We start from the raw sequence: 21679 nt of genomic DNA, 5'->3' as shown, positions 1-21679 counted from the left end.
GTGCGTCGTCTGTGGGTCCGTTGGCTCTGTCTGCTGCTCTTCGTGGCAGTGCTGGCCTTCGTGTTCGTCAACATGGGCGAGTGGCAGCTGCGGCGCCTCGATGAGCGCAAGCACCGCAACGCGGTCACGGTGGCCAATGAGGGCAAACCGGTCCGTCCGTTCGACCAGGTGTTCAATCACCCCATCACCACCGAGGACGAGTGGCAGCGGGTGGAGGCGCGCGGCACGTTCGACCCGGCCCAGCAGTTCGTCATCCGTTACCGCAACAACGGCGACGCCAAGGGCTACGAGGTGGTCACCCCGCTGCGGACCGATGCCGGCCCCGTGGTGCTGGTCGACCGGGGCTTCATCGAGGTCCCCCGGGGTACCCAGATCCCCAGCACGGCGCCACCTCCGCCGACCGGACCGGTGAGCGTCGTCGGGCACGTCCGGCGCGACGAGCACGGGCGCGGGGGCGCCATCCGCCCCAGCGACGGCCAGGCCCGGCTGATCAACGCGGTCGCCCTCGGTCAGGCGCTCGGCTACCCGGTCGCCGACGGCTACCTCAGCGCCATCACCGTCACCCCGGCCCAACAGGGCGGCTTCGCACCGATCGTCCTGCCGGAGCTGTCCGACGGGCCGCACTTCTGGTACGCGGTGCAGTGGTTCATGTTCACCGGCATCGGGGTTCTCGGTCTGGTGGTCTTCATCCGGGGTGACATCAGGACCCGCCGCGAGGAGGCGGCTGCGCAGGCCGACCGACCGCCGGAGATGGCCGGGTCGGCCGGCCCCTGATCAGGGCCGCCCTCCCCAGCGGGCGCAGCGGGTGCTCGCCGACATGGCAAGATCACCGTCATGGACCTTGGACTGACCGACCGCGTCTTCGTCGTCACCGCCGCGAGTGGCGGACTGGGCCGGGCGAGTGCCGCCGCGCTGGTGGCCGAGGGCGCCCGTGTGGCGCTGGTGGCCCGCCGCGGCGACGTGCTGGCCGAGGTGGTGGCCGAGCTCGGGTCCGACCGCGCCGTCGGCCTTGCCGCCGACCTGGCCGACCCGGCCACGGCCGAGGCCGTCTGCCAACTGGCCCTGGACAGCTTCGGTCGCCTCGACGGAGCCCTGATCAGCGTCGGCGGACCGCCGGCCGGCAGCGCGGTCGGCACCACCGAGGAGCAGTGGCGCTCGGCCTTCGACTCGGTCTTCCTCGCCGGGCTGCGGGTCAACCATGCCGTGCTCCGGCACGGCACCGGATCGGACCTGGCGATCGCGTGGGTGCTGTCGACCTCCGTCAAGCAGCCGATCCCCGGCCTGGCGGCCTCGAACGGGCTGCGTCCCGGCCTGGGGGTGCTGATCAAGCAGCTGGCCGACGAGCTCGGCCCGCAGGGAACCCGGGTGCTCGGGTTGATGCCGGGGAGCGTGGAGACCGAGCGGGTGCGGCATCTGAACTCGCTGTCCGACGACCCCGAGGCGGCCAGGGCCGCCAGCGAGCAGAGCATCCCGCTGCGCCGCTACGGTCAGCCGGCCGAGTTCGGCCGGGTGGCCGCCTTCATGCTCTCACCGGCCGCGTCCTACCTCACCGGGTGCGTGATCCCGGTCGAGGGCGGGGCGCTCCGCTCGCTGTGACTGCACTCCGATGGCCCTGAGCGACGTCCTCGACCTGCTGCGCTGTCCGCACTGCGGTGACGCTCTGAGTCCGACGGCCGACCGCCGCGGCGTCCACTGTCAACAGGGCCACTCCTTCGACCTGGCCCGGCAGGGCTACCTCAACCTGCTCCGGAGCGGGCCGGTGAAGAACGCCGACACGACGGCCATGATCCAGGCCAGGGACAGGTTTCTGGCCGGCGGCCACTACCAGCCGATCGCTGACGCGCTGCGGGACGAGCTCGAGTCCGGCTCCGCCCCGGTGACGACCGTCCTCGACGCCGGCGCGGGCACCGGGTACTACCTCGCCAGCGTGCTGGACGGCCTGCCCGGTGCCCGTGGGCTGGCTCTGGACGTGTCGGTCGCCGCCTGTCGCCGGGCCGCCCGTGTCCACCGTCGACTGGGCGCGGTCGTCGCCGACACCTGGCAGCCGCTGCCGGTACGCACGGGCGGTATCGACGCCGTCCTGACGGTGTTCGCCCCGCGCAACCTGGCGGAGTTCCGACGGGTGCTCGGCCCGGCCGGGCGGCTGCTTATCGTGACCCCGTTGCCAGAGCATCTGAGCGAAGTGCGCGGTCCGCTGCAGCTGCTGGAGATCGAGCCGGGCAAGCGGGAACGACTCGAAACCGGTTCCGCCGGTCTGTTCAGCGAGGGCGTGCATCGCGAGCTCCGCTACCCGATCCGGCCGACCCGGTCGGAGCTGACCGACCTGGTGGCCATGGGGCCGAACGCGTTCCACCTCTCCACCGAGCAGATCGCCGCCCGGGTCGCCGCGCTCGATCCGGCGCCGACGGTGACGGTGGCCGTGTCGGTGACCGTGCTGCGGCCGCGTCAGCCGGCCTCGCCCACCGCCACCCGCTCAGCGAACTGGGTCCGGTAGAGCTCCGCATAGGGCCCGCCGGCCGCCAGCAGGTCCGGGTGCCTGCCCTGCTGGACCACCCGGCCGCCGTCGACCACCAGGATCAGGTCGGCGTTGCGGATCGTCGACAGCCGGTGAGCGATCACCAGGCTGGTCCGACCCCGCATGGCCAGGTCCAGCGCACGCTGCACCGCCGCCTCCGACTCGGAGTCGAGATGGGCGGTCGCCTCGTCCAGCACCACGATCGGCGGCGCCTTCAACAGCAGCCGGGCGATGGCCAGCCGCTGCCGTTCACCGCCGGACAGCCGGTAGCCCCGCTCACCGACCACGGTGTCCAGACCATCGGGCAGGTTCTCCACCAGCCGCCGGACCTGGGCCGCCTCAAGTGCTGCGAACATCTCGTCCTCACCGGCGTCCGGTCGGGCATAGGTGAGGTTGGCGCGGATGGTGTCGTGGAACATGTGGGCGTCCTGGGTGACGTAGCCGACCGCGTCCTGCAGCGACTGGAGCTGCAGCTCGCGGACATCGACCCCACCGACCCGGACCGTGCCGCCGGTGGCGTCGTACAGCCTCGCCAGCAGGTGCGTGATCGTGGTCTTGCCGGCCCCGGACGGCCCGACCAGGGCGACCGTCTGGCCCGGCTCGATCCGGAAGCTGACGTCGTGCAGGACGGTGGTGTTGCGGCGCTGGTCAAGGGAGGCCACCGACTCGAGGCTGGCCAGTGAGACCTCGTCCGGGCCGGGGTAGGTGAAGTTGACCGAGTCGAACTCGACCGATGCCGCCCCGTCGAAGCGACGGGCCTTCTCGGCGTCCGCGATCATCGGCTTCAGGTCGAGGACCTCGAAGACGCGCTCGAAGCTGACCAGCGCCGACATGACGTCGATCCGCAGGTTGGTCAGCTGGGTCAGCGGGCCGTAGAGCCGGCCGAGCAGACCGGCGAGAGCGGTCAGCGTACCGACAGTCAGCGTCCCGTCGATGGTGAACAGCCCACCGACGCCGTAGACGAGTGCGGTCGCCAGGGCCGCCACCAACGTCAGCGAGGTCATGAAGATCCGGCCGTTCATCGCGATCTTGACCGAGACGTCGCGGACCGCGCCGGCCCGCTCGGCGAAGCGGCCGTGCTCGTCCTGCGGTCGGCCGAACAGCTTGACCAGCAGGGCGCCGCTGACGCTGAACCGCTCCGTCATCACTGCGGACATGTCACCGTTCAGCTGCATCTGCGCCCGGGTCAGCTCGGCCAGCTTGCGCCCGAACATGCGGGCCGGAATCAGGAAGATCGGCAGCAGGATCAGCGCTGCGATCGTCAGCTTCCAGCTCAGCACCAGCATGGCGACCAGCACCAGGACCAGGCTGATCAGGTTGGAGACCACCGTCGACAAGGTCGAGGTGAAGGCCTGCTGCGCACCGATCACGTCGGAGTTCAGCCGGGACACCAGCTTGCCGGTCTGGGTCCGGGTGAAGAACGCCACCGGCATCTGCAGCACATGATCGAACACCCTCGTCCGCAGGTCATAGATCAGCCCCTCGCCGATCCGCGCGGAGCACCATCGCTGCACCAGACCGAGGCCGGCCTCCAGCAACGCGAGCAGCGCGACGGTCACCGCCAGCGTGATCACCAGCGACCGGTTCCCCTTCAGCACGCCCTCGTCGATGATCTGCTTGAACAGCAGCGGCGGAGCGACTGCCAGCCCGGCGGCGATGATCACCATCACCAGGAAGACCAGGATCAACGGCCGGTACGGCTTCGCGAACCTCAGTATCCGCGACACCAGTCCCTTGGTCAGCCGATGGTTCTTGATCTCGGCGTCATGCGCCATCCGCCGCATCACCCCGCCACCCATCATCGACATCTGCGGCTTCCTCCTCTGGATCGTGTCACCCGGATCGTGCCGCCAGGCTCCTCAACAGCGGCACCTGGGCACCGCGTTCCGCAGCAAGCTGCTCGGGGTAGCCTCGGGTCGACGCCTTCGATAGTAGGTCCTTCACCGCCGCCGCCGACTCAGCCGGTAGCGAACACAGTTCGTCCACCCTGGCCTGGACCACCCAGTCAAGCTGGTCGTCCGGCACGACCCGGTTCACCAGGCCCCACTGCGCGGCCTGGGTCGCCGTCACCGGCCGGGTGCTGGTGCAGATCTCCAGCGCCCGCGCGAAGCCGACCAGCTCGACCAGCCGGTGGGTGCCGCCGAGGTCGGGCACCAGGCCCAGCCGCGGCTCGGCCATGTCGAAGACCGCGCCCGTCTCGGCGATCCGCAGGTCGGCGGCCAGCGCCAGTTGGAAGCCGGCACCGATGGCCCTGCCGCGCACCACCGCGATCACCACGGCCGGCAGGTCGCGCCAGCGACTGAAGGCCAGCTGGAAGGTGGCCAGCGTTCGTTCGATCTCCTCGTCGGAGCCGCTCACCAGGTCGGACAGCGAACCCTCAGCGGGCAGGCCGCCGGCCCGCAGCAGCCGAAGATCAAGACCCGAGCTGAAGTCGCCTCCGCTGCCGCGGAGGAGCACCACCCGGGTATCAGCGGGAAGGGTCTCGGCCACAGTCGCCAACGAGGACCAGGTGGCGAACGACTGGGCGTTCCTGACCGCCGGACGGTCCAGCAGGACGGCGGTGACACGATCGGTGCTGCTGACCTTCACCCCACCGGGAAAGGCCCGGACGCCGTCGACGTCCGGGCCCTCACGGTCGGGCATCTAGCCCTTCCTGGCGGTCTTCTTCGCGGCGGACTTCTTCGCGGTCGCCTTCGTGGTGCTGCTCTTCGTGGCGCTGCTCTTCGTGGCGCCAGCCTTCGTGGTGCTCGCCTTCGTGGCGCCGGCCTTGGCGGCGCTGGTCTTGGCGGCGCCGGCCTTCGTGGTGGTCGTCTTCGCGGTGGCGGTCTTCTTCGCCGCGGTCTTCTTCGCGGCCGCCTTGGTCGCCGGTGCCTTGGTCACAGTCTTCTTCGCCGCGGTCTTGACGACCGTCGTGGTGGCAGCCTTCTTGCCTGCAGTCTTCTTGGCAGCGGTCTTCTTCGTGGCGGCTGGAGCCTTGCTGGCGGCAGCCTTGGCGGCTGTCTTCTTCGTCGGCGCCCTGGTCGGGGCGGCCTTCTTCGCTGGGGCCTTGGCAGTGGTCTTCTTTGCCGGCGCCCTTGTGGTGACAGCCTTCTTCGCTGCCGCCTTCGTGGTGGCCGCCTTCTTCGCCGGGGCCTTCGTCGCCGTCGTCCTGGTGGCGGGGCGAGTGGGCGCCACCTTCCTGGCGGCGGCCTTCTTGGCTCCCCGGGTGGCACCGCCACGGCTGCGGAGCTCGACGCCGGAATCCCTCAGAACGCCGTGCACGAAGCCGTACGAACGGCCGACGCTCTCCGCGATCTTTCGTACGCTCTCGCCGGCGGCGTAGCGCTTGGCGAACTGCGACGCCAGCGTGTCCCGTGTTGCACCAGTGATGCGTGAGCCCTTTGCCAGTGTCTTGGCCACTGTGCCTCCCTGATATCGGACGCCATCTCGCCGTGCGCTCGATGGGTTGACAACGACCATGATCGACATTCCATGATCATTGATCACTCATTTGTAGCACTTCCGGCCGGGTTTTTCGCCCAAACCGCGGTGATTAGGCCAACGAGATCAGGTCGGCGTACTCGGGGTTCCAGAGATCCTCGACTCCATCGGGCAGCAGCAGCACCCGGTCCGGGTCCAGTGCGTCTACCGCACCCTCATCGTGGGTGACCAGCACGACCGCTCCGGCGTAGGTCCGGATGGCCTCCAGCACCTCCGCCCGGGAGGCGGGGTCGAGGTTGTTGGTGGGTTCGTCCAGCAGCAGGACGTTGGCGCTGGAGACGACCAGCTTGGCCAACGCCAGCCGGGTCTTCTCACCACCGGACAGCACCCGGGCAGGCTTGTCCACTTCGTCGCCGGAGAAGAGGAACGAGCCGAGTACCTTGCGCACCTCGGTCTCATTCAGCGCCGGGGCGGCCGTCTTCATGTTCTCCAGCACGCTCCGGGTGACGTCGAGCGTCTCGTGCTCCTGGGCGTAGTAGCCGAGCCTGAGGCCGTGTCCGGCGGTGACATCGCCGGTGTCCGAGGGCTCGACTCCGGCAAGGATCCGGAGCAGGGTGGTCTTTCCGGCACCGTTGAGGCCCAAGATCACCACCTGGCTCCCCCGGTCGATCGCAAGATCAACACCAGTGAAGACCTCGAGCGAACCATAGCTCTTGCTCAGATCCGCAGCGGTCAACGGAGTCTTGCCGCACGGAGCCGGGTCGGGGAACCTGATCTTCGCGACCCGGTCATGAGCACGTTCGGCTTCGAGGCCGGCCAGCAGCCGCTCGGCCCGCTTGGCCATGTTCTGCGCAGCCGTCGCCTTGGTGGCCTTGGCCCGCATCCGGTCCGCCTGGGTCATCAGTTGATCAGCCTTGCGCTCAGCGTTCTGGCGCTCCCGCCGGCGACGCTTCTCGTCGGTCTCGCGTTGCTGAAGGTAGCGCTTCCAGTCCATCGCATAGATATCAAGCTCGGACCGGTTGGCGTCCAGGTGGAACACCTTGTTGACGGTGCTCTGCAACAACCCGGTGTCGTGACTGATCAACATCAGCCCGCCGGGATAGCCCTGGAGGAAGCTTCTGAGCCAGACAATGGAGTCCGCGTCCAGGTGGTTGGTGGGCTCGTCCAGCAGCAGCGTGTCAGCACCCGAGAACAGGATCCGCGCCAGCTCCACCCGGCGCCGCTGGCCACCCGACAGGGTGCGCAGCTGCTGGTGGAGGATCCGGTCGGCCAGCCCGAGGTTGCTGGCGATCCGGGCGGCCTCAGCCTCGGCCGCGTAACCGCCGGCGGCGGCCAGCTGCGCCTCGGCCCGGCCATAGGCCGCCATCGCCTCGTCCCGGACGGACTCGTCCGCATCCCCCATCGCCAGCTCGGCGCGCCGCAGCCGTGCCACCACGGCGTCGAGGCCACGGGCCGACAGGATCCGGTCCTTGGCCAGCACGTCGAGGTCACCGGTGCGGGGATCCTGCGGCAGATAGCCGACCTCCCCGCTCCGGGTGACCAGTCCGGCCGCCGGCTGACCCTCACCGGAGAGGATCTTCGTCAGCGTCGTCTTGCCGGCCCCGTTGCGGCCGACCAGACCGATCTTGTCCCCGGCCGCCACCTGGAAGGAGGCGTGCTCCAGCAACAGGCGCGCGCCCGCGCGCACCTCGACATCACGTGCCACCAGCATCAGACGGAAAGTTCCCTACGTAAGGAGTCGGCCGGTCGCGACGGCGACCGGCGATAGGAGAGAAGACGGGGCGTTCGGCGGTGCGCTCAGACGTTGAAGCCGAGCGCGCGGAGCTGATCACGGCCGTCGTCGGTGATCTTCTCCAGCCCCCACGGCGGCATCCAGACCCAGTTGATGGTGACGGCGTTGACCAGGCCCTCCAGCGCGGTCTCGGTCTGGTCCTGGATCACGTCGGTCAACGGACAGGCCGCCGAGGTCAGCGTCATGTCGATGGTGACCGTGTTGTCGTCGTTGAGGTTGATGCCATAGACCAGGCCGAGATCGACGACGTTGATGCCGAGCTCGGGGTCGACGACGTCCTTCATCGCCTCGGTCAGGTCCTCCAGGCTGGGCGCCGTGGCCGCCGTCGTTCCGGTGACGTCGGGCAGGTCGTCTCGGACCAGGTCGGACGGACGCTCGCTCTGGTGGGTGTGGGTGTCAGTCATGCTGCGGCCTCTCGGTCGGTGGTGTGTCTGTCGAGTCGGTGGCGACGTGCTGCGCCTGCAGCACGGCGTCCTTGAAGGCGGACCAGCCCAGCAGGGCGCACTTGACCCTGGCCGGGAACTTGGCGACGCCGGCGAAGGCGATGCCGTCCTCGAGTCGCTCCTCGTCCGGCTGCACGGTCCCTCGCCCCTGCATCAGGGCCAGGAACTCCTCATGCAGCTGCAGACCGTGGGAGACCGGCTGACCGATCACCAGGTCGGTCATCACGGACGTGGAGGCCTGCGAGATCGAGCAGCCCACGCCCTCGTACGAGACGTCGGAGACGTTGCCGTCGTCGAGGTGCACCCGGAGCGTCACCTCGTCGCCGCAGCTCGGGTTGACATGGTGCACCTGGGCCTCGAAGGGGTCGCGGAGCCCGCTGTGGTGCTTGGCCCGGTAGTGGTCCAGGATGATCTCCTGGTAGAGGTCTTCTACGTTCATCGGCTGAAGAATTTCTGGGTGTAGTGCAGCCCGTCGACCAACGCGTCGATCTCGGCTCGGGTCGTGTAGAGGTAGAACGAGGCACGGGTCGAAGACTGCACCCCGAACCGTTCATGCAGCGGCCGGGCGCAGTGATGCCCGCCGCGGACGGCGATGCCCAGCGAGTCCAGCAGCTGGCTGACGTCGTGCGGGTGGACGTCGGGCAGCGTGAACGAGATCGCGCCACCCCGGTCGACAGCCTCCGTGGGACCGAGGATCCTCAACCCGGGCACCGTCTTCAGGCCCTGCAGCGCATAGCCGGTGATCTCCTGCTCGTGGGCGGCCACTGCAGCCATGCCGATCTCGGTGAGGTAGCCGACGGCGGCGCCCAGCCCGACCGCCTGCGCGATCGGCGGAGTGCCCGCCTCGAACCGGTACGGCGGGGGGGCGAAGGTCGACCCGGTCATCTTGACCACCTCGATCATCTCCCCGCCGCCGAGGAACGGCGGCAGCGACTCGAGCAGCTCGAGTCGGCCCCAGAGCACCCCGATACCGGTCGGGCCGACCATCTTGTGACCGGTGAAGGCGACCAGGTCCGCGCCGAGCGCGGTGACGTCGACCGGCATCTGCGGCACCGCCTGCGAGGCGTCCACCACCAGGGTGGCGCCGACGGCGTGCGCCAGCGAGGCGATCTCCGGCACCGGGTTCACCGTGCCGAGCACGTTGGACACCCAGGTCACCGAGACGATCCTGGTCCGGGAGTTGATCAGTCCGGACGCGGCCGCGGCCTCGAGGTCCAGACGTCCCTCCTCGGTCACGTCGAACCACCGCAGGGTCGCGCCGGTCCGCTGCGCGGCCAGCTGCCAGGGAACGATGTTGGAGTGGTGCTCCATCACCGAGATGACGATCTCGTCGCCGGGCCGCAGTCCGGCGGTGAGCGTATACGCAGCCAGGTTGAGGGCCTCGGAGGCGTTCTTGGTGAAGATCACCTCGTTGCGCGACGGCGCGCCGATGAACTCGGCGACGGCGGTCCGCCCGGCTTCGAACGCCTGCGTCGCCTCGGCTCCCAGCAGGTGCATCGCCCGGGCCACGTTGGCGTTGTGGGACAGGTAGTGGTCCTCGATCGCCTCCACCACCGCGCGCGGCTTCTGCGATGTGTTCGCACTGTCGAGGTAGACCAGCGGCCGGTCCCCGACGGTGCGTTCCAGGATCGGGAAGTCGCCCCGGATGTGGTCCACGTCGAACGGGATGTGGTCCACCGGGGGGCGCTCTGCGACCCGAGCGGTCGTCGTCATCAGACCTGCCCCGCTCCCGCCGCCGCCTCGGCCTTGGCGGCCTGCACGTAACGGTCGTAGCCCTCGGCCTCGAGTCGTTCGGCGAGCTCGGCGCCGCCCTGCTCGGCGATCCGGCCGGCGACGAAGACGTGCACGTAGTCGGGCTTGATGTAGCGCAGGATCCGGGTGTAGTGGGTGATCAGCAGCACGCCGCGGTCGCCCTGGCTGCTGAACCGGTTGACGCCTTCGGAGACGACCCGCAGGGCGTCGATGTCGAGACCCGAGTCGGTCTCGTCCAAGATCGCGAACTTCGGGTTCAGCAGCTCCAGCTGCAGGATCTCGTGACGCTTCTTCTCGCCGCCGGAGAAGCCCTCGTTGACGCTCCGGTTGGCGAACTCCGGGTCCATCTGGACAGCGGCCATGGCCGCGTTGACGTCCTTCACCCAGGTACGCAGCTTCGGCGCCTCGCCGTCGACGGCCGTCTTGGCGGTACGCAGGAAGTTGGCCACCGAGACACCCGGAACCTCGACCGGGTACTGCATCGCCAGGAAGAGACCCGCCCGGGCACGCTGGTCGACGCTCAGGGCGAGCACGTCCTGACCGTCGAGGGTGACCGAGCCTGAGGTGATGGTGTACTTCGGGTGACCGGCGATGGAGTAGGCGAGGGTCGACTTGCCGGAGCCGTTCGGGCCCATGATCGCGTGCGTCTCGCCGCTGCGTACGGTCAGGTCGACGCCCTTGAGGATCTCCTTCGGGCCGTCCTCGGCGATGACGGAGACGTGCAGGTCGCGGATTTCGAGTGTGGCCATGGCTTTCAGGACTCCTGGGTTTCAGTTGATGCGGGTACGAGTTGCGGGTTGTCTGCGTCGACCGCGGCATCCGGGTCGATCGGCGAGCTCACGTCCACCAGGACGTCGTCGCCGGAGACGATGCAGGGGTAGACCTTGACCGGCTCGGTGGCCGGCAGCCCGGTCGGTCTGCCGGTCCGCAGGTCGAAGCGCGAGCCGTGCAGGTAGCACTCGACCTCGCCGTTGCCGACGTCACCCTCGGACAGCGGGATGCTGGCATGCGAGCACTCGTCGGCGATGGCGTAGAACCTGCCCTCGCTCTGCACGATGGCGATGTCGGCGTTGTCGACCTCGACAGCGAGAGCGGACTCGGCTGCCACCTCGGCCAGCGCGCAGGCACGGACGAAGCGGCTCATGCCGACACCTCCACAGCGGGCACACCGACCGTCTGACGCAGCTCAGCCTCCACCGCGTCCAGCAGGTGCTGCTCGATCTCCGGCACCGCGATCCGCTTGATGATGTCGGCGAAGAAGCCGTGCACCACCAGCCGGCGGGCCTCCTCCTCGTCGATGCCACGACTGCGCAGATAGAACAGCTGCTCATCGTCGAAGCGTCCGGTGGTGGAGGCATGCCCGGCTCCGGCGATCTCACCGGTCTCGATCTCCAGGTTGGGCACCGAGTCCGCCCGGCAGCCGTCGGTCAGGACAAGGTTGCGGTTGGACTCGTAGGTCTCGATCCCCTCGGCCACCTTGCGGATCAGCACGTCGCCGATCCAGACCGAGTGCGCGCCGGCGCCCTGCAGCGCGCCCTTGTAGTCGACGTTGCTGCGCGTCTTCGGCGCGTTGTGGTCGACGAACAGCCGGTGCTCCAGGTGCTGCCCGGCGTCGGCGAAGTACAGCCCGAGCAGCTCGGCCTGCCCGCCCGGTCCGTCGTAGGCCACCGAGGTGTTCATCCGCACCAGGTCACCGCCGAACGAGACGGCGAGGTGACGCACTCCTGCGTCCCGACCGACCCGCGCATGCTGGGTGCTGTGGTGCACCGCGTCGTCGGCCCAGTCCTCGATCGACACCACGGTCAGCTGTGCGCTGTCGCCGACCACGATCTCGATGTTGTCAGCCAGCACCGCCGAGCCCTCGAACCGGAGGACGACGGTCGCCTTGCTGAACGGTTCGGCGACGATCACCGTATGACCGGCGGTCGCGGTGGGTGAGCCCAGACCCCGGTAGGTGAGGAAGCTCGCCCCCTCGACCACGGTGTCAGTGGGGATGGTCAGCACCGTGGCCGTCGACGCGGCCGCCCAGGCCCGGGCGCTGACCCGGTCGGAGGGCCGGTAGCCGCTGGAGCCCACCACCGCATCATCGGCCGCGACCTCGCGCAGCGTGACCCCGTCGGCCAGCTCGGCCCTGAGGTCGCACCCGCCTGCGACGAGCTCGGCGTCCTTGTGCAGGTTCCGCAGCCGCTTCAGCGGGGTGAAACGCCAGATCTCTTCCAGCCCGGTCGGCATCGGATGATCATCGACGAGGAACGACCCCTCCGGGTGCAGGTGGCTGGCGACCTTGTCGCTGCTCTCGACCGCGCCGGCGATGCTGGGCCGGGCCGCCGCTGACCTGCCGGTGGTGCTGGGCGCAGACGTATCTGTGGTGACTGACAACGATATTTCGCTTTCTTCTCGGGGATCCTGATCGACGGACGGTCCGCGGCGTCAGCCGACGGCGCCCTCCATCTGCAGCTCGATCAGGCGGTTCAGCTCGAGGGCGTACTCCATCGGCAGCTCGCGGGCGATCGGCTCGACGAAGCCACGCACGATCATGGCCATCGCCTCGTCCTCTTCCATGCCGCGGCTCATCAGGTAGAAGAGCTGGTCGTCGCTCACCTTGGACACGGTGGCCTCGTGCGCCATCGACACGTCGTCCTCGCGGACGTCGACATAGGGGTAGGTGTCCGATCGCGAGATCTGGTCCACCAGCAGCGCGTCGCACTTGACCGTGCTGGCCGAGTGGTGGGCGCCCTCCTGGACCTGGACCAGGCCGCGGTAGGAGGTCCGGCCGCCACCGCGGGCGACCGACTTGGAGATGATCGAGCTGGACGTGTGCGGCGCGCAGTGCACCATCTTCGAGCCCGCATCCTGGTGCTGACCCTCGCCGGCAAAGGCCACCGAGAGCGTCTCGCCCTTGGCGTACTCCCCCATCAGGTAGACGGCCGGGTACTTCATCGTCACCTTGGAGCCGATGTTGCCGTCGATCCACTCCATGGTGGCGCCCGCCTCACAGGTGGCGCGCTTGGTCACCAGGTTGTAGACGTTGTTCGACCAGTTCTGGATCGTGGTGTAGCGGCAGCGAGCGCCCTTCTTGACGATGATCTCCACCACTGCGGAGTGCAGCGAGTCGGAGGAGTAGATCGGCGCCGTGCAGCCCTCGACGTAGTGCACGTAGGCGTCCTCGTCGACGATGATCAAGGTCCGCTCGAACTGGCCCATGTTCTCGGTGTTGATCCGGAAGTACGCCTGCAGCGGGATGTCCACGTGGACGCCCTTGGGGACGTAGATGAACGAGCCGCCGGACCAGACCGAGGTGTTCAGGGCGGCGAACTTGTTGTCGCCGACCGGGATCACGGTGCCGAAGTACTCCTGGAACAGCTCCGGGTACTCCTTCAGCGCGGTGTCGGTGTCGAGGAAGATGACACCCTGCTTCTCCAGCTCCTCGTTGATCTTGTGATAGACCACCTCGGACTCGTACTGGGCGGCGACGCCGGACACCAGTCTGGCCTTCTCGGCCTCCGGGATGCCCAGCTTGTCGTAGGTGTTCTTGATGTCCTCGGGCAGGTCATCCCAGCTGGCGGCCTGCTTCTCGGTCGACCGGACGAAGTACTTGATGTTGTCGAAGTCGATCCCGTCGAGCTCGGCGCCCCAGGTCGGCATCGGCTTGCGCTCGAAGAGCTTCAGGCCCTTCATCCGCAGGTTGAGCATCCACTCCGGCTCGTTCTTCAACCTGGAGATGTTGGCGACGATCTCCGGCGTCAGGCCGCGCTGGGCGATAGCACCGGCCGCGTCCGAGTCCGCCCAGCCGAACCGGTACCGGCCCAGCGCCTCGAGATGCTGGTCCTGGGTCTGGCCGGTGCCGACAGGCCGGCCCTGCTGAATGGTCGGATCCTGAGTCTGCGTCATGAATAGGGCCTTTCCTTGGGGGTCAGCTGGACAACTTCGGGGTCCGCGTGGTGCTGCGGGTGGTGCGGGATGTGGGTGGTGCAGACGCCGTCACCGTGGGCGATGGTCGCCAGCCGCTGGACGTGCACGCCCAGCAGCCGGGAGAAGGTCTCGGTCTCCACCTCGCACAGCTGCGGGAACCGCTCGGCGACGTGCGCTACCGGGCAGTGGTGCTGGCAGAGCTGCTCGCCGAGAGCCGACGGCCGGGTGGAGGCCACGTAACCGTCGTCGGAGAGCGCCTGCGCCAGCGCCTGCGCCGGCGTCACCTCGGGGCCGGCCGCAGCCAGGATCTCGCCGTAGCGGTCCTCGACGGCGGCGATCCGCGACTGCGCGAACTGTGACACGGCGTCCGGTCCCCCGGTCTCGGCCAGGTAGGTCAGAGCCTGGATCGCCAGGTCGTCGTAGGCGGAGTAGAAGTCGGCCCGGCCCTTGTCGGTCAGGGCGAACACCTTGGCAGGTCGTCCGCGTCCACGGGCACCGTAGATGCGCTGCTCGCGCGCGTCGAGCAGACCGTGCTCCAGCAGCACGTCGAGGTGACGACGCACCGCTGCGGCCGTCAGTCCAAGACGCTCCGCGAGCTCGGCGGCAGTCGACGGTCCGTGCTCCAGGATCGAGCGGGCCACCAGCTGCCTGGTGGAGGCGTCCGTCTCGGGTGCCGCCGAAACGCCGGGAGCGACGTTCCGGATGTTTTTCACAACACTAGTGTGCTCTTATTCCAGCGGACTATTCAAATAAGGTCTGCCTTACCCGGCCGTCGCTGGCACCTGCCAGCGTGGGCCCACAGATCGACGTGCTTACACTGCTGACGTGTCCTCGTCCGTGCCCGAGATCCACGACCCGTTGACGGTCCGCGACCTGGTCGTCAGGTTCGGCTCGACGCCGGTGCTGAACGGCCTCAGCCTGAACGCCGCGGCCAACCGGATCACCGCCGTCCTCGGACCGAACGGCGCCGGCAAGACCACCCTGATCCGCTCCTGCACCGGCCTGGTCTCCCCCGCGAGCGGCAGCATCAGCCTACTGGGGTCAGCCCCCGGCTCGCCGCATGCCACCGCACGGGTCGGCATGATGCCGCAGAGCACCGGGGCCTGGTCCGGGATCCGGCCAGGCGAGCTGCTGGTCTACCTCGCGTCGCTGTACGCCCACCCGCAACCGGTGCCGGCGCTGATGTCGCGGCTAGGCATCACCAGCTACCGCGACACCCCCTACCGACGGTTGTCCGGCGGACAGCAGCAGGCGGTCAACCTGGCCGGTGCCCTGGTCGGTCGACCCGAGCTGGTGTTCCTGGACGAGCCGACGGCCGGGCTGGACCCGCACGCCCGGCGGAGCACCTGGGAGCTGCTGGGCGAGCTGCGGGACGCCGGCGTCACCGTAGTGCTGACCACCCATGCGATGGACGAGGCGGAGGCGCTGGCGGACCGGATCTTCATCGTCGACCGGGGCCGGGTGACCGTCACCGGAACGGTCGCCGAGCTGACCGGTCACGGCCAGAGTCTCGAGGACGTCTTCCTGGCCAACACCCACGCGGCGGTGGGCTCGTGACCGCCCTCGACCTCCGACCGGCGGCCGGTGCGGCACCCGCCGTGCGGCGGGTGCTGGGCCACGGGCTGACCGAGGCCAAGCTGCTGGTGCGCAACGGTGAGCAGCTGCTGGTGGCACTCGTCATCCCGATCGGCGTCCTGGTGGCGGGCCGGCTGCTCGCCGGCCGGCTGGGCGAGATGCAGGTGCTGGCCCCGTCGGTGCTGGCGTTGGCGATCTGGTCGTCGGCCTTCACCTCGACGGCGATCGCCACCGGTTTCGAGCGCCGGTACGGGGTGCTGGAGCGCCTGGCCGCGACGCCGCTGCGCAGGTCGGGCCTGCTGGCCGGCAAGGGTCTCTCGGTCGGGCTGGTCCTGCTCGGCCAGCTGGTGGTGCTGTCGACGGCGGCCGTGCTGCTGGGCTGGCGTCCACTGCTGCGCCCGGTCCCCACTCTGCTGGCGCTGGTGCTGGTGCTGCTGGCGGTCTCCGTCTTCTGCTGCCTGGCGCTGGCGCTGGCCGGCAGCCTGCGGGCCGAGGCGACGCTGGCCCTGGCCAACCTCATCTACCTGCTGCTGGCCGGCTGCGGCGGACTGGTGCTGCCGGTCGAGCGGTACCCGGGCTGGGCCCAGCCGGTGCTGGAGTGGCTGCCGACGGCCGCACTGGGCGAAGGGCTGCGCTCCTGGTCCAGTGGGCACGCACCGGTCGCACCGCTCGGCGTCCTCGCGCTCTGGCTGGTCGTCGCCGGGCTGACGGCCTGGCGTAAGTTCCGCTGGACGTCCTGACCCGCCAGTGCCTACTCGTCGTCCAGGGGTGGCAGCACGGCACCGGCCCGTTCGTCCCGCTCGGCCCAGTCCAGCAGCGGCTGCAGCGAGAAGACGGTGTCGTTGATGCCGGCGTGCACGTCACCGAGCCGCGCGAACCGGTCCGGCATGGTCTCCACGGTGAAGTCCTGCGGGACCGCCTCGGCCACCTCGTGCCAGCTCAGCGGCGCCGACACCCGGGCGTCGGGGACGCCGCGGACCGAGTAGGCGCTGGCGATCGTGTGGTCACGGGCGTTCTGGTTGTAGTCGACGAACAGGGCGGCCGGGTCCCGGTCCTTGCGCCACCAGGCGGTGGTGACGTCCTCGGGGGCACGCCGCTCCACCTCCCGGGCGAAGGCGAGCGCCGCCCGCCGTACGTCGGCGAACCCCCAGTCCGGCTCGATCCTGACGTAGACGTGCAGCCCACGCCCGCCCGACGTCTTCGGCCAGCCGGTCGCGCCGAGCTCCTCCAGCACCTCGCGCGCCACGGCCGCGACCCGGCGGACCCGGTCAAAGTCGCAGTCCGGCATCGGGTCCAGGTCGATCCGCCACTCGTCCGGCCGCTCGGTGTCGGCCCGGCGCGAGTTCCACGGATGGAACTCCACCGTCGACATCTGTACGGCCCAGATGATGCTGGCCAGCTCGGTCACGCACAGCTCGTAGGCGTGCCGGCCGTACCGCGGAAACTCGACCCGGACCGTCTGCACCCAGGGCGGCGCACCCGCGGGCAGCCGCTTCTGGTGCACCTTCTCCCCCGTCACCCCGGTGGGATAGCGGTGCAGCATGCAGGGCCGTTCCTCCAGCGCGGTGAAGATCCCGTCGCCGACAGCGAGGTAGTAGTTGACCAGGTCGAGCTTCGTCAACCCGCGCTCGGGGAAGTAGACCCGGTCCGGGTTGGTGACCCGCACCAGGTGCGGACCGACCTCGATCTCGACGGCCGGCGACTGGGCACTCATCGCAACAGCGGGTCGACTGCGGCAGCGACGAAGATCAGCGCCAGGTAGGAGTTGGACCAGTGGAAGAGGCGCATCGGCCGGAGCTCGGACCCGAGCAGCCCGGCGGTCGCGCGACGCAGCAGCTGCCACGACTCCCAGAGCAGCGCGGCACCGGCGAGCACGGCGACCGTCGGGTAGAGCCACCCGGTGCCGGCCACCGGCCAGAGGGCGAGCGAGGTGGCGACGGTCAGCACCGAGTAGACCAGGATGCGGACGGCGACCGCGGGGGCGGCCATCACCACCGGCAGCATCGGCACTTCGGCAGCGGCGTAGTCCTCGCGGTAGCGGAAGGCGAGCGCCCAGGTGTGCGGCGGCGTCCAGAAGAAGACGATCGCGAACAGGATGAACGGCGCCAGGCCGACCGACCCGGTGACCGCGGTCCAGCCGATCAACGGCGGGAAGCAGCCGGCGATGCCGCCCCAGACGATGTTCTGTGACGTCCGTCGCTTCAGCCAGATGGTGTAGACGAAGACGTAGAAGGCGTTCGCACCCAGCGCCAGTGCGGCCGAGAGCCAGTTGACGAAGAGTCCGAGCCACAGGGTGGCCGCGATGCCGAGCACGACGCCGAAGACGGTGGCGGCCCGCGGACCGACGGTGTGCCTGGGCAGCGGGCGCCGTCGGGTGCGGCGCATCCGCTCGTCGATGTCGCGGTCCAGCACGCAGTTGAAGACGTTCGCACTGGCCGCGGCGAAGCAGCCGCCCACCATGGTGGCCAGCACCAGCAGCAGTGGCGGCACTCCGCCGGCGGCGAGGAACATCGCCGGCACCGTGGTGACCAGCAGCAGCTCGATGATCCGCGGTTTCGTCAGCCCGACGTAACCGCTGACCACGTCCCGCCACCGGACGGATTCGGCGACCGCAGGGGCCGCCGTCGTCGGTGCGGACGCGTCGATGCTCGTCAAGATCCTCAAATCCTTCTCGCCGTCGTGCCACCCGGGACCGAGAGCACCTCGAGCAGTCTATGACCCCCGAACGCGGTTGGCACATCGACTCACGGCCCGGCAGACGCCCCGGCCAGGGCCGTGCCCGTCCGGGGTTTGCCCACCCCGTATCCGGGTACCGAACAGGCCGGTAGGCTCACGAAGGCCGACCAGTTTGGCCGCGCAGCCCCTGACACCCTCGCCCGGAAGGACCCCCGCCGTGACAGCGACCTCAGATCAGGCCTCCTCAGATCAGGCATCCGTACCCGAAGGCTGGACCGACCTCGACCGTCGCGCTGTCGACACCGTCAGGGTGCTCGCGGCAGACGCCGTCCAGAAGGTCGGCAACGGTCACCCCGGCACCGCGATGAGCCTGGCGCCGGTGGCGTACCTGCTGTTCCAGAAGGTGATGCGGCACAATCCGGCCAACCCGCACTGGCTGGGCCGCGACCGCTTCGTGCTGAGCTGCGGGCACTCCAGCCTGACGCTCTACATCCAGCTCTACCTGGGTGGCTTCGGCCTGGAGCTCGACGACCTGAAGGCGCTGCGCACCTGGGGCTCGCTGACTCCGGGTCACCCCGAGCACGGGCACACCCGCGGCGTGGAGACCACCACCGGGCCGCTCGGCCAGGGCGTCGGCAATGCGGTCGGGATGGCGATGGCGGCCCGCCGCGAGCGCGGCCTGTACGACCCCGAGGCGGCGCCGGGGACGTCCCCGTTCGACCACCAGATCTATGCCCTGGCCTCTGACGGCGACATCGAGGAGGGCATCTCCTCCGAGGCCTCCTCGCTGGCCGCGACCCAGCGGCTGGGCAACCTGACGCTGATCTACGACAACAACCGGATCTCGATCGAGGACGACACCAACATCGCCCTGACCGAGGACGTCAGTGCCCGCTACGCCGCGTACGGCTGGGACGTGCACACCGTTGACTGGACCGGCGGCGACACCACCTACGCCGAGGACGTCGCTGCCCTCGAGGCGGCGATCCGGGCCGGCCACGAGGTGACGGACCGGCCGACCTTCATCAACCTGAAGACGATCATCGGCTGGCCGGCACCCAACGCGCAGGGCACCGGCAAGGCGCACGGCTCCGCACTCGGGGCCGACGAGGTGGCGGCCACCAAGAAGCTGCTCGGTTTCGACCCGGAGCAGACGTTCCAGGTGGCCGACGAGGTGATCGCCCACACCCGGCTGCTGGCCGAGCGGGGTACCCAGGCCGAGGCCGAGTGGCAGCCGTCCTTCGACGCCTGGAAGGCGGCCAACCCCGCTGCGGCGGCGCTGCTGGACCGGATGTCCAGCCGAACCCTTCCCGAGGACTGGGTCAAGGCCCTGCCGAGCTTCGACGCCGATCCGAAGGGTGTCGCCACCCGGAAGGCCTCCGGCGAGGTGCTGAGCGCGATCGCCGCCGAGCTCCCCGAGCTCTGGGGCGGGTCGGCCGACCTGGCCGAGTCCAACAACACCACGCCGAAGGGCGAGCCCAGCTTCCTGCCCGAGGACCGGCAGTCGAAGATGTTCAGCGGTGGACCGTACGGCCGGGTGCTGCACTTCGGCATCCGGGAGCACGCCATGGGTTCGATCATGAACGGCATCGCGCTGCACGGCGGCACCCGCCCCTACGGCGGCACCTTCCTGGTGTTCAGCGACTACATGCGCCCGGCCGTCCGGCTGGCGGCACTGATGAAGCTGCCGGTCACCTACGTCTGGACGCACGACTCGGTCGGTCTGGGCGAGGACGGCCCGACCCACCAGCCGGTCGAGCACCTGGCCGCGCTGCGGGCGATCCCCGGTCTCGACGTGGTCCGCCCGGCCGACGCGAACGAGACCGTGGTGGCCTGGCGGACCGTTCTCGGCCACACCGACCGTCCGGCCGGGCTGGCGCTGTCCCGGCAGAACCTCCCCACCTTCCCGCGGGACACCGACGGGTTCGCCGCCGCTGACGGGGTCGCCCGGGGCGGCTACATCCTGAAGGACTGCGACGGCACCCCTGAGGTGATCTTGATCGGCACCGGCTCCGAGCTGCAGTACGCGGTCGCCGCCCAGGAGACACTGGCCGCCGAGGGTGTCGCCGCCAGGGTGGTCTCGATGCCCTGCCGGGAGTGGTTCGACGAGCAGGACCAGGCCTACCGCGACTCGGTGATCCTGCCGGACGTCCGGGCCCGGGTCAGCATCGAGGCGGGGGTGGCGCAGGGCTGGCGCGAGCTGGTCGGTGACGCCGGCCGGATCATCAGCCTCGACCACTTCGGCGCCAGCGCCGACGCCGCCACCCTGTTCAAGGAGTTCGGCTTCACCCCGGAGGCGGTGGTAGCCGCGGCCAGGGACTCGATCGAGGCGGCCGGCAGCGTCTCGGCGCCGGCTCACCGCGCCGCCAGCGGCCCGCTCGGCCCTGGCGACGACCAGGAGAACCAGGGCACCGCAACCAACCCCCTCAACTGACCAGCGAACCGCTGGTCGAACGACGTGATCAGGAGACTTCATGAGTGATCGACTCAAGGCACTCGCCGACGCGGGTGTCTCCATCTGGCTCGACGACCTGTCCCGGGAGCTGATCAACTCCGGTGAGCTGGCCCGGCTGGTCGCCGGGTCCTCGGTCGTCGGGGTGACCACCAACCCGACGATCTTCGCCAGCGCGCTCTCCAAGGGAGAGTCCTATGACGACCAGGTCAACGAGCTGGCCGGCCAGCACGCCTCGGTCGACGAGGCGATCACCACCCTGACCACCACCGACGTGCGGAACGCCTGCGACCTGCTGGCGGCGACATCGGCCGCCACCGGCGGTGTCGACGGCCGGGTGTCGATCGAGGTCGAGCCGGGCCTGGCCAAGGACACCGAGGGCACCATCAGCCAGGCCGAGGAGCTGTGGAAGATCGTCGACCGGCCGAACGCCCTCATCAAGATCCCGGCCACCGTCGAAGGGCTGCCGGCGATCACCGAGGTGATCGGGTCGGGCGTCAGTGTCAATGTGACCTTGATCTTCGCCCTGGAGCGCTACCGGAGGGTGATCGACGCCTACCTCTCCGGCCTCGAGCGGGCCGCCGAGGCCGGACACGACCTCAGCCAGATCCACTCGGTGGCATCCTTCTTCGTGTCCCGGGTGGACACCGAGGTGGACAAGCGACTGGACGCGATCGGCACCGAGGAAGCGCAGGCACTCAAGGGCAAGGCGGCGATCGCCAACGCCCGGCTGGCCTACGCGATCTTCGCCGAGGCCTTCGACTCTGACCGGTTCCGTACGCTCGCCGCCCGCGGCGCCCGCCCGCAACGTCCGCTGTGGGCCTCCACCGGAGTGAAGGATCCGTCGCTGCCCGACACCCTCTATGTGACCGAACTGGTGGTGGCCGGCACCGTGAACACCATGCCTGGCAAGACGATGCAGGCCTTTGCTGATCATGGTGAGGTGCTCGGCGACAAGGTGACCGGTGCGGCCGCCGAGGCCCAGCAGCTGATGGACTCGCTGGCCGCTGTCGGGGTCGACTACGACGACGTGGTCGCGGTCCTTGAACGCGAAGGCGTCGACAAGTTCCAGAAGTCCTGGGACGAGCTCGCCGCGACGGTGACCGACGCCCTCCGCGGCGCCGAGGGCGAGTAAAGTCCTC

The 21679-nt window shown here is 69.5% G+C and carries 20 protein-coding genes and 2 pseudogenes; 8 read left to right on the top strand and 14 right to left on the bottom strand.

Annotated elements, in window-relative coordinates:
• Genes JOE57_RS16020 through JOE57_RS16010 form a run of 3 tightly spaced genes read left to right on the top strand, consistent with a single transcriptional unit; the run spans position 1 to position 2494 of the window.
• Entirely contained in the window at positions 1–774 is a 774-nt protein-coding gene (locus JOE57_RS16020) for an SURF1 family cytochrome oxidase biogenesis protein (RefSeq protein ID WP_204919557.1), read from the top strand.
• Between the two features lie 60 nt (positions 775–834).
• Complete coding sequence (locus tag JOE57_RS16015; protein ID WP_204919556.1) at positions 835–1596, top strand: SDR family oxidoreductase; 762 nt, start codon at positions 835–837, stop codon at positions 1594–1596.
• A 10-nt stretch (positions 1597–1606) separates the two neighbouring features.
• Positions 1607–2494, top strand: coding sequence for a putative RNA methyltransferase (locus JOE57_RS16010; protein WP_204919555.1), 888 nt, complete (start codon positions 1607–1609; stop codon positions 2492–2494).
• Here JOE57_RS16010 and JOE57_RS16005 read toward each other — a convergent pair.
• Positions 2446–4323 (bottom strand): ABC transporter ATP-binding protein, encoded by a 1878-nt coding sequence (locus tag JOE57_RS16005; RefSeq protein ID WP_204919554.1) that lies wholly within the window; start codon positions 4321–4323, stop codon positions 2446–2448. The two genes, JOE57_RS16010 and JOE57_RS16005, sit on opposite strands and share 49 nt — an antisense overlap.
• 25 nt (positions 4324–4348) lie before the next feature.
• Positions 4349–5158, bottom strand: a complete 810-nt coding sequence (locus tag JOE57_RS16000) for an enoyl-CoA hydratase/isomerase family protein (RefSeq protein WP_204919552.1) — start codon at positions 5156–5158, stop codon at positions 4349–4351.
• Here JOE57_RS16000 and JOE57_RS19335 point away from each other — a divergent pair.
• Positions 5084–5266: pseudogene (locus JOE57_RS19335) on the top strand (hypothetical protein); the annotation flags it as partial. The gene JOE57_RS16000 and the pseudogene JOE57_RS19335 overlap by 75 nt on opposite strands.
• Before the next feature lie 462 nt (positions 5267–5728).
• Here the strand turns inward: JOE57_RS19335 and JOE57_RS19250 are convergent.
• From JOE57_RS19250 to JOE57_RS15950, 10 genes and pseudogenes are all read right to left on the bottom strand, one after another.
• A pseudogene (locus JOE57_RS19250) lies at positions 5729–5974 on the bottom strand (helix-turn-helix domain-containing protein); the annotation flags it as partial.
• Between the two features lie 73 nt (positions 5975–6047).
• Positions 6048–7646: an ABC-F family ATP-binding cassette domain-containing protein gene (locus JOE57_RS15990; RefSeq protein WP_204919551.1), complete on the bottom strand. Its 1599-nt coding sequence runs from the start codon at positions 7644–7646 to the stop codon at positions 6048–6050.
• A gap of 86 nt (positions 7647–7732) precedes the next feature.
• Positions 7733–8131: a metal-sulfur cluster assembly factor gene (locus JOE57_RS15985; RefSeq protein ID WP_204919550.1), complete on the bottom strand. Its 399-nt coding sequence runs from the start codon at positions 8129–8131 to the stop codon at positions 7733–7735.
• Complete coding sequence (gene sufU, locus JOE57_RS15980) at positions 8124–8609, bottom strand: Fe-S cluster assembly sulfur transfer protein SufU (protein ID WP_204919549.1); 486 nt, start codon at positions 8607–8609, stop codon at positions 8124–8126. The genes JOE57_RS15985 and sufU overlap by 8 nt, the downstream gene beginning before the upstream one ends.
• On the bottom strand, positions 8606–9838 hold the full coding sequence (locus JOE57_RS15975) for a cysteine desulfurase (protein WP_338041408.1): 1233 nt from the start codon (positions 9836–9838) through the stop codon (positions 8606–8608). The genes sufU and JOE57_RS15975 overlap by 4 nt, the downstream gene beginning before the upstream one ends.
• A 44-nt stretch (positions 9839–9882) precedes the next feature.
• On the bottom strand, positions 9883–10671 hold the full coding sequence (sufC, locus tag JOE57_RS15970) for a Fe-S cluster assembly ATPase SufC (RefSeq protein WP_204919547.1): 789 nt from the start codon (positions 10669–10671) through the stop codon (positions 9883–9885).
• A gap of 5 nt (positions 10672–10676) precedes the next feature.
• A complete protein-coding gene (locus JOE57_RS15965) occupies positions 10677–11066 on the bottom strand; it encodes a non-heme iron oxygenase ferredoxin subunit (protein WP_204919546.1) in 390 nt (129 codons plus the stop codon).
• Positions 11063–12301, bottom strand: a complete 1239-nt coding sequence (gene sufD, locus JOE57_RS15960) for a Fe-S cluster assembly protein SufD (RefSeq protein WP_239578976.1) — start codon at positions 12299–12301, stop codon at positions 11063–11065. Before sufD ends, JOE57_RS15965 begins: the two co-directional genes overlap by 4 nt.
• A 51-nt stretch (positions 12302–12352) precedes the next feature.
• Positions 12353–13813, bottom strand: a complete 1461-nt coding sequence (sufB, locus tag JOE57_RS15955; RefSeq protein ID WP_204919545.1) for a Fe-S cluster assembly protein SufB — start codon at positions 13811–13813, stop codon at positions 12353–12355.
• Complete coding sequence (locus JOE57_RS15950; RefSeq protein WP_204919544.1) at positions 13810–14547, bottom strand: helix-turn-helix domain-containing protein; 738 nt, start codon at positions 14545–14547, stop codon at positions 13810–13812. Before JOE57_RS15950 ends, sufB begins: the two co-directional genes overlap by 4 nt.
• 112 nt (positions 14548–14659) lie before the next feature.
• Between JOE57_RS15950 and JOE57_RS15945 the strand changes: the two genes are divergently transcribed.
• Entirely contained in the window at positions 14660–15391 is a 732-nt protein-coding gene (locus tag JOE57_RS15945) for an ABC transporter ATP-binding protein (RefSeq protein ID WP_420827687.1), read from the top strand.
• Positions 15388–16149: an ABC transporter permease gene (locus JOE57_RS15940; protein ID WP_204919543.1), complete on the top strand. Its 762-nt coding sequence runs from the start codon at positions 15388–15390 to the stop codon at positions 16147–16149. The genes JOE57_RS15945 and JOE57_RS15940 overlap by 4 nt, the downstream gene beginning before the upstream one ends.
• Before the next feature lie 11 nt (positions 16150–16160).
• On the opposite strand, the gene ligD is transcribed toward JOE57_RS15940, so the two are convergent.
• Complete coding sequence (gene ligD / locus JOE57_RS15935) at positions 16161–17123, bottom strand: non-homologous end-joining DNA ligase (RefSeq protein ID WP_204919542.1); 963 nt, start codon at positions 17121–17123, stop codon at positions 16161–16163.
• A complete protein-coding gene (locus tag JOE57_RS15930; RefSeq protein ID WP_338041406.1) occupies positions 17120–18055 on the bottom strand; it encodes a heme o synthase in 936 nt (311 codons plus the stop codon). The genes ligD and JOE57_RS15930 overlap by 4 nt, the downstream gene beginning before the upstream one ends.
• A gap of 247 nt (positions 18056–18302) precedes the next feature.
• Between JOE57_RS15930 and tkt the strand changes: the two genes are divergently transcribed.
• Together tkt and tal are read left to right on the top strand one after the other, a co-directional pair.
• Positions 18303–20519: a transketolase gene (gene tkt / locus JOE57_RS15925; RefSeq protein ID WP_338041343.1), complete on the top strand. Its 2217-nt coding sequence runs from the start codon at positions 18303–18305 to the stop codon at positions 20517–20519.
• 40 nt (positions 20520–20559) lie between these two features.
• On the top strand, positions 20560–21672 hold the full coding sequence (gene tal, locus JOE57_RS15920; protein WP_204919539.1) for a transaldolase: 1113 nt from the start codon (positions 20560–20562) through the stop codon (positions 21670–21672).
• Positions 21673–21679: the final 7 nt, after the last annotated feature.

Origin of the sequence: Microlunatus panaciterrae (assembly GCF_016907535.1) — a bacterium.
In the GTDB taxonomy this organism is placed as follows: domain Bacteria; phylum Actinomycetota; class Actinomycetes; order Propionibacteriales; family Propionibacteriaceae; genus Microlunatus; species Microlunatus panaciterrae.
This window is presented reverse-complemented; position numbering and strand designations above follow the sequence as displayed.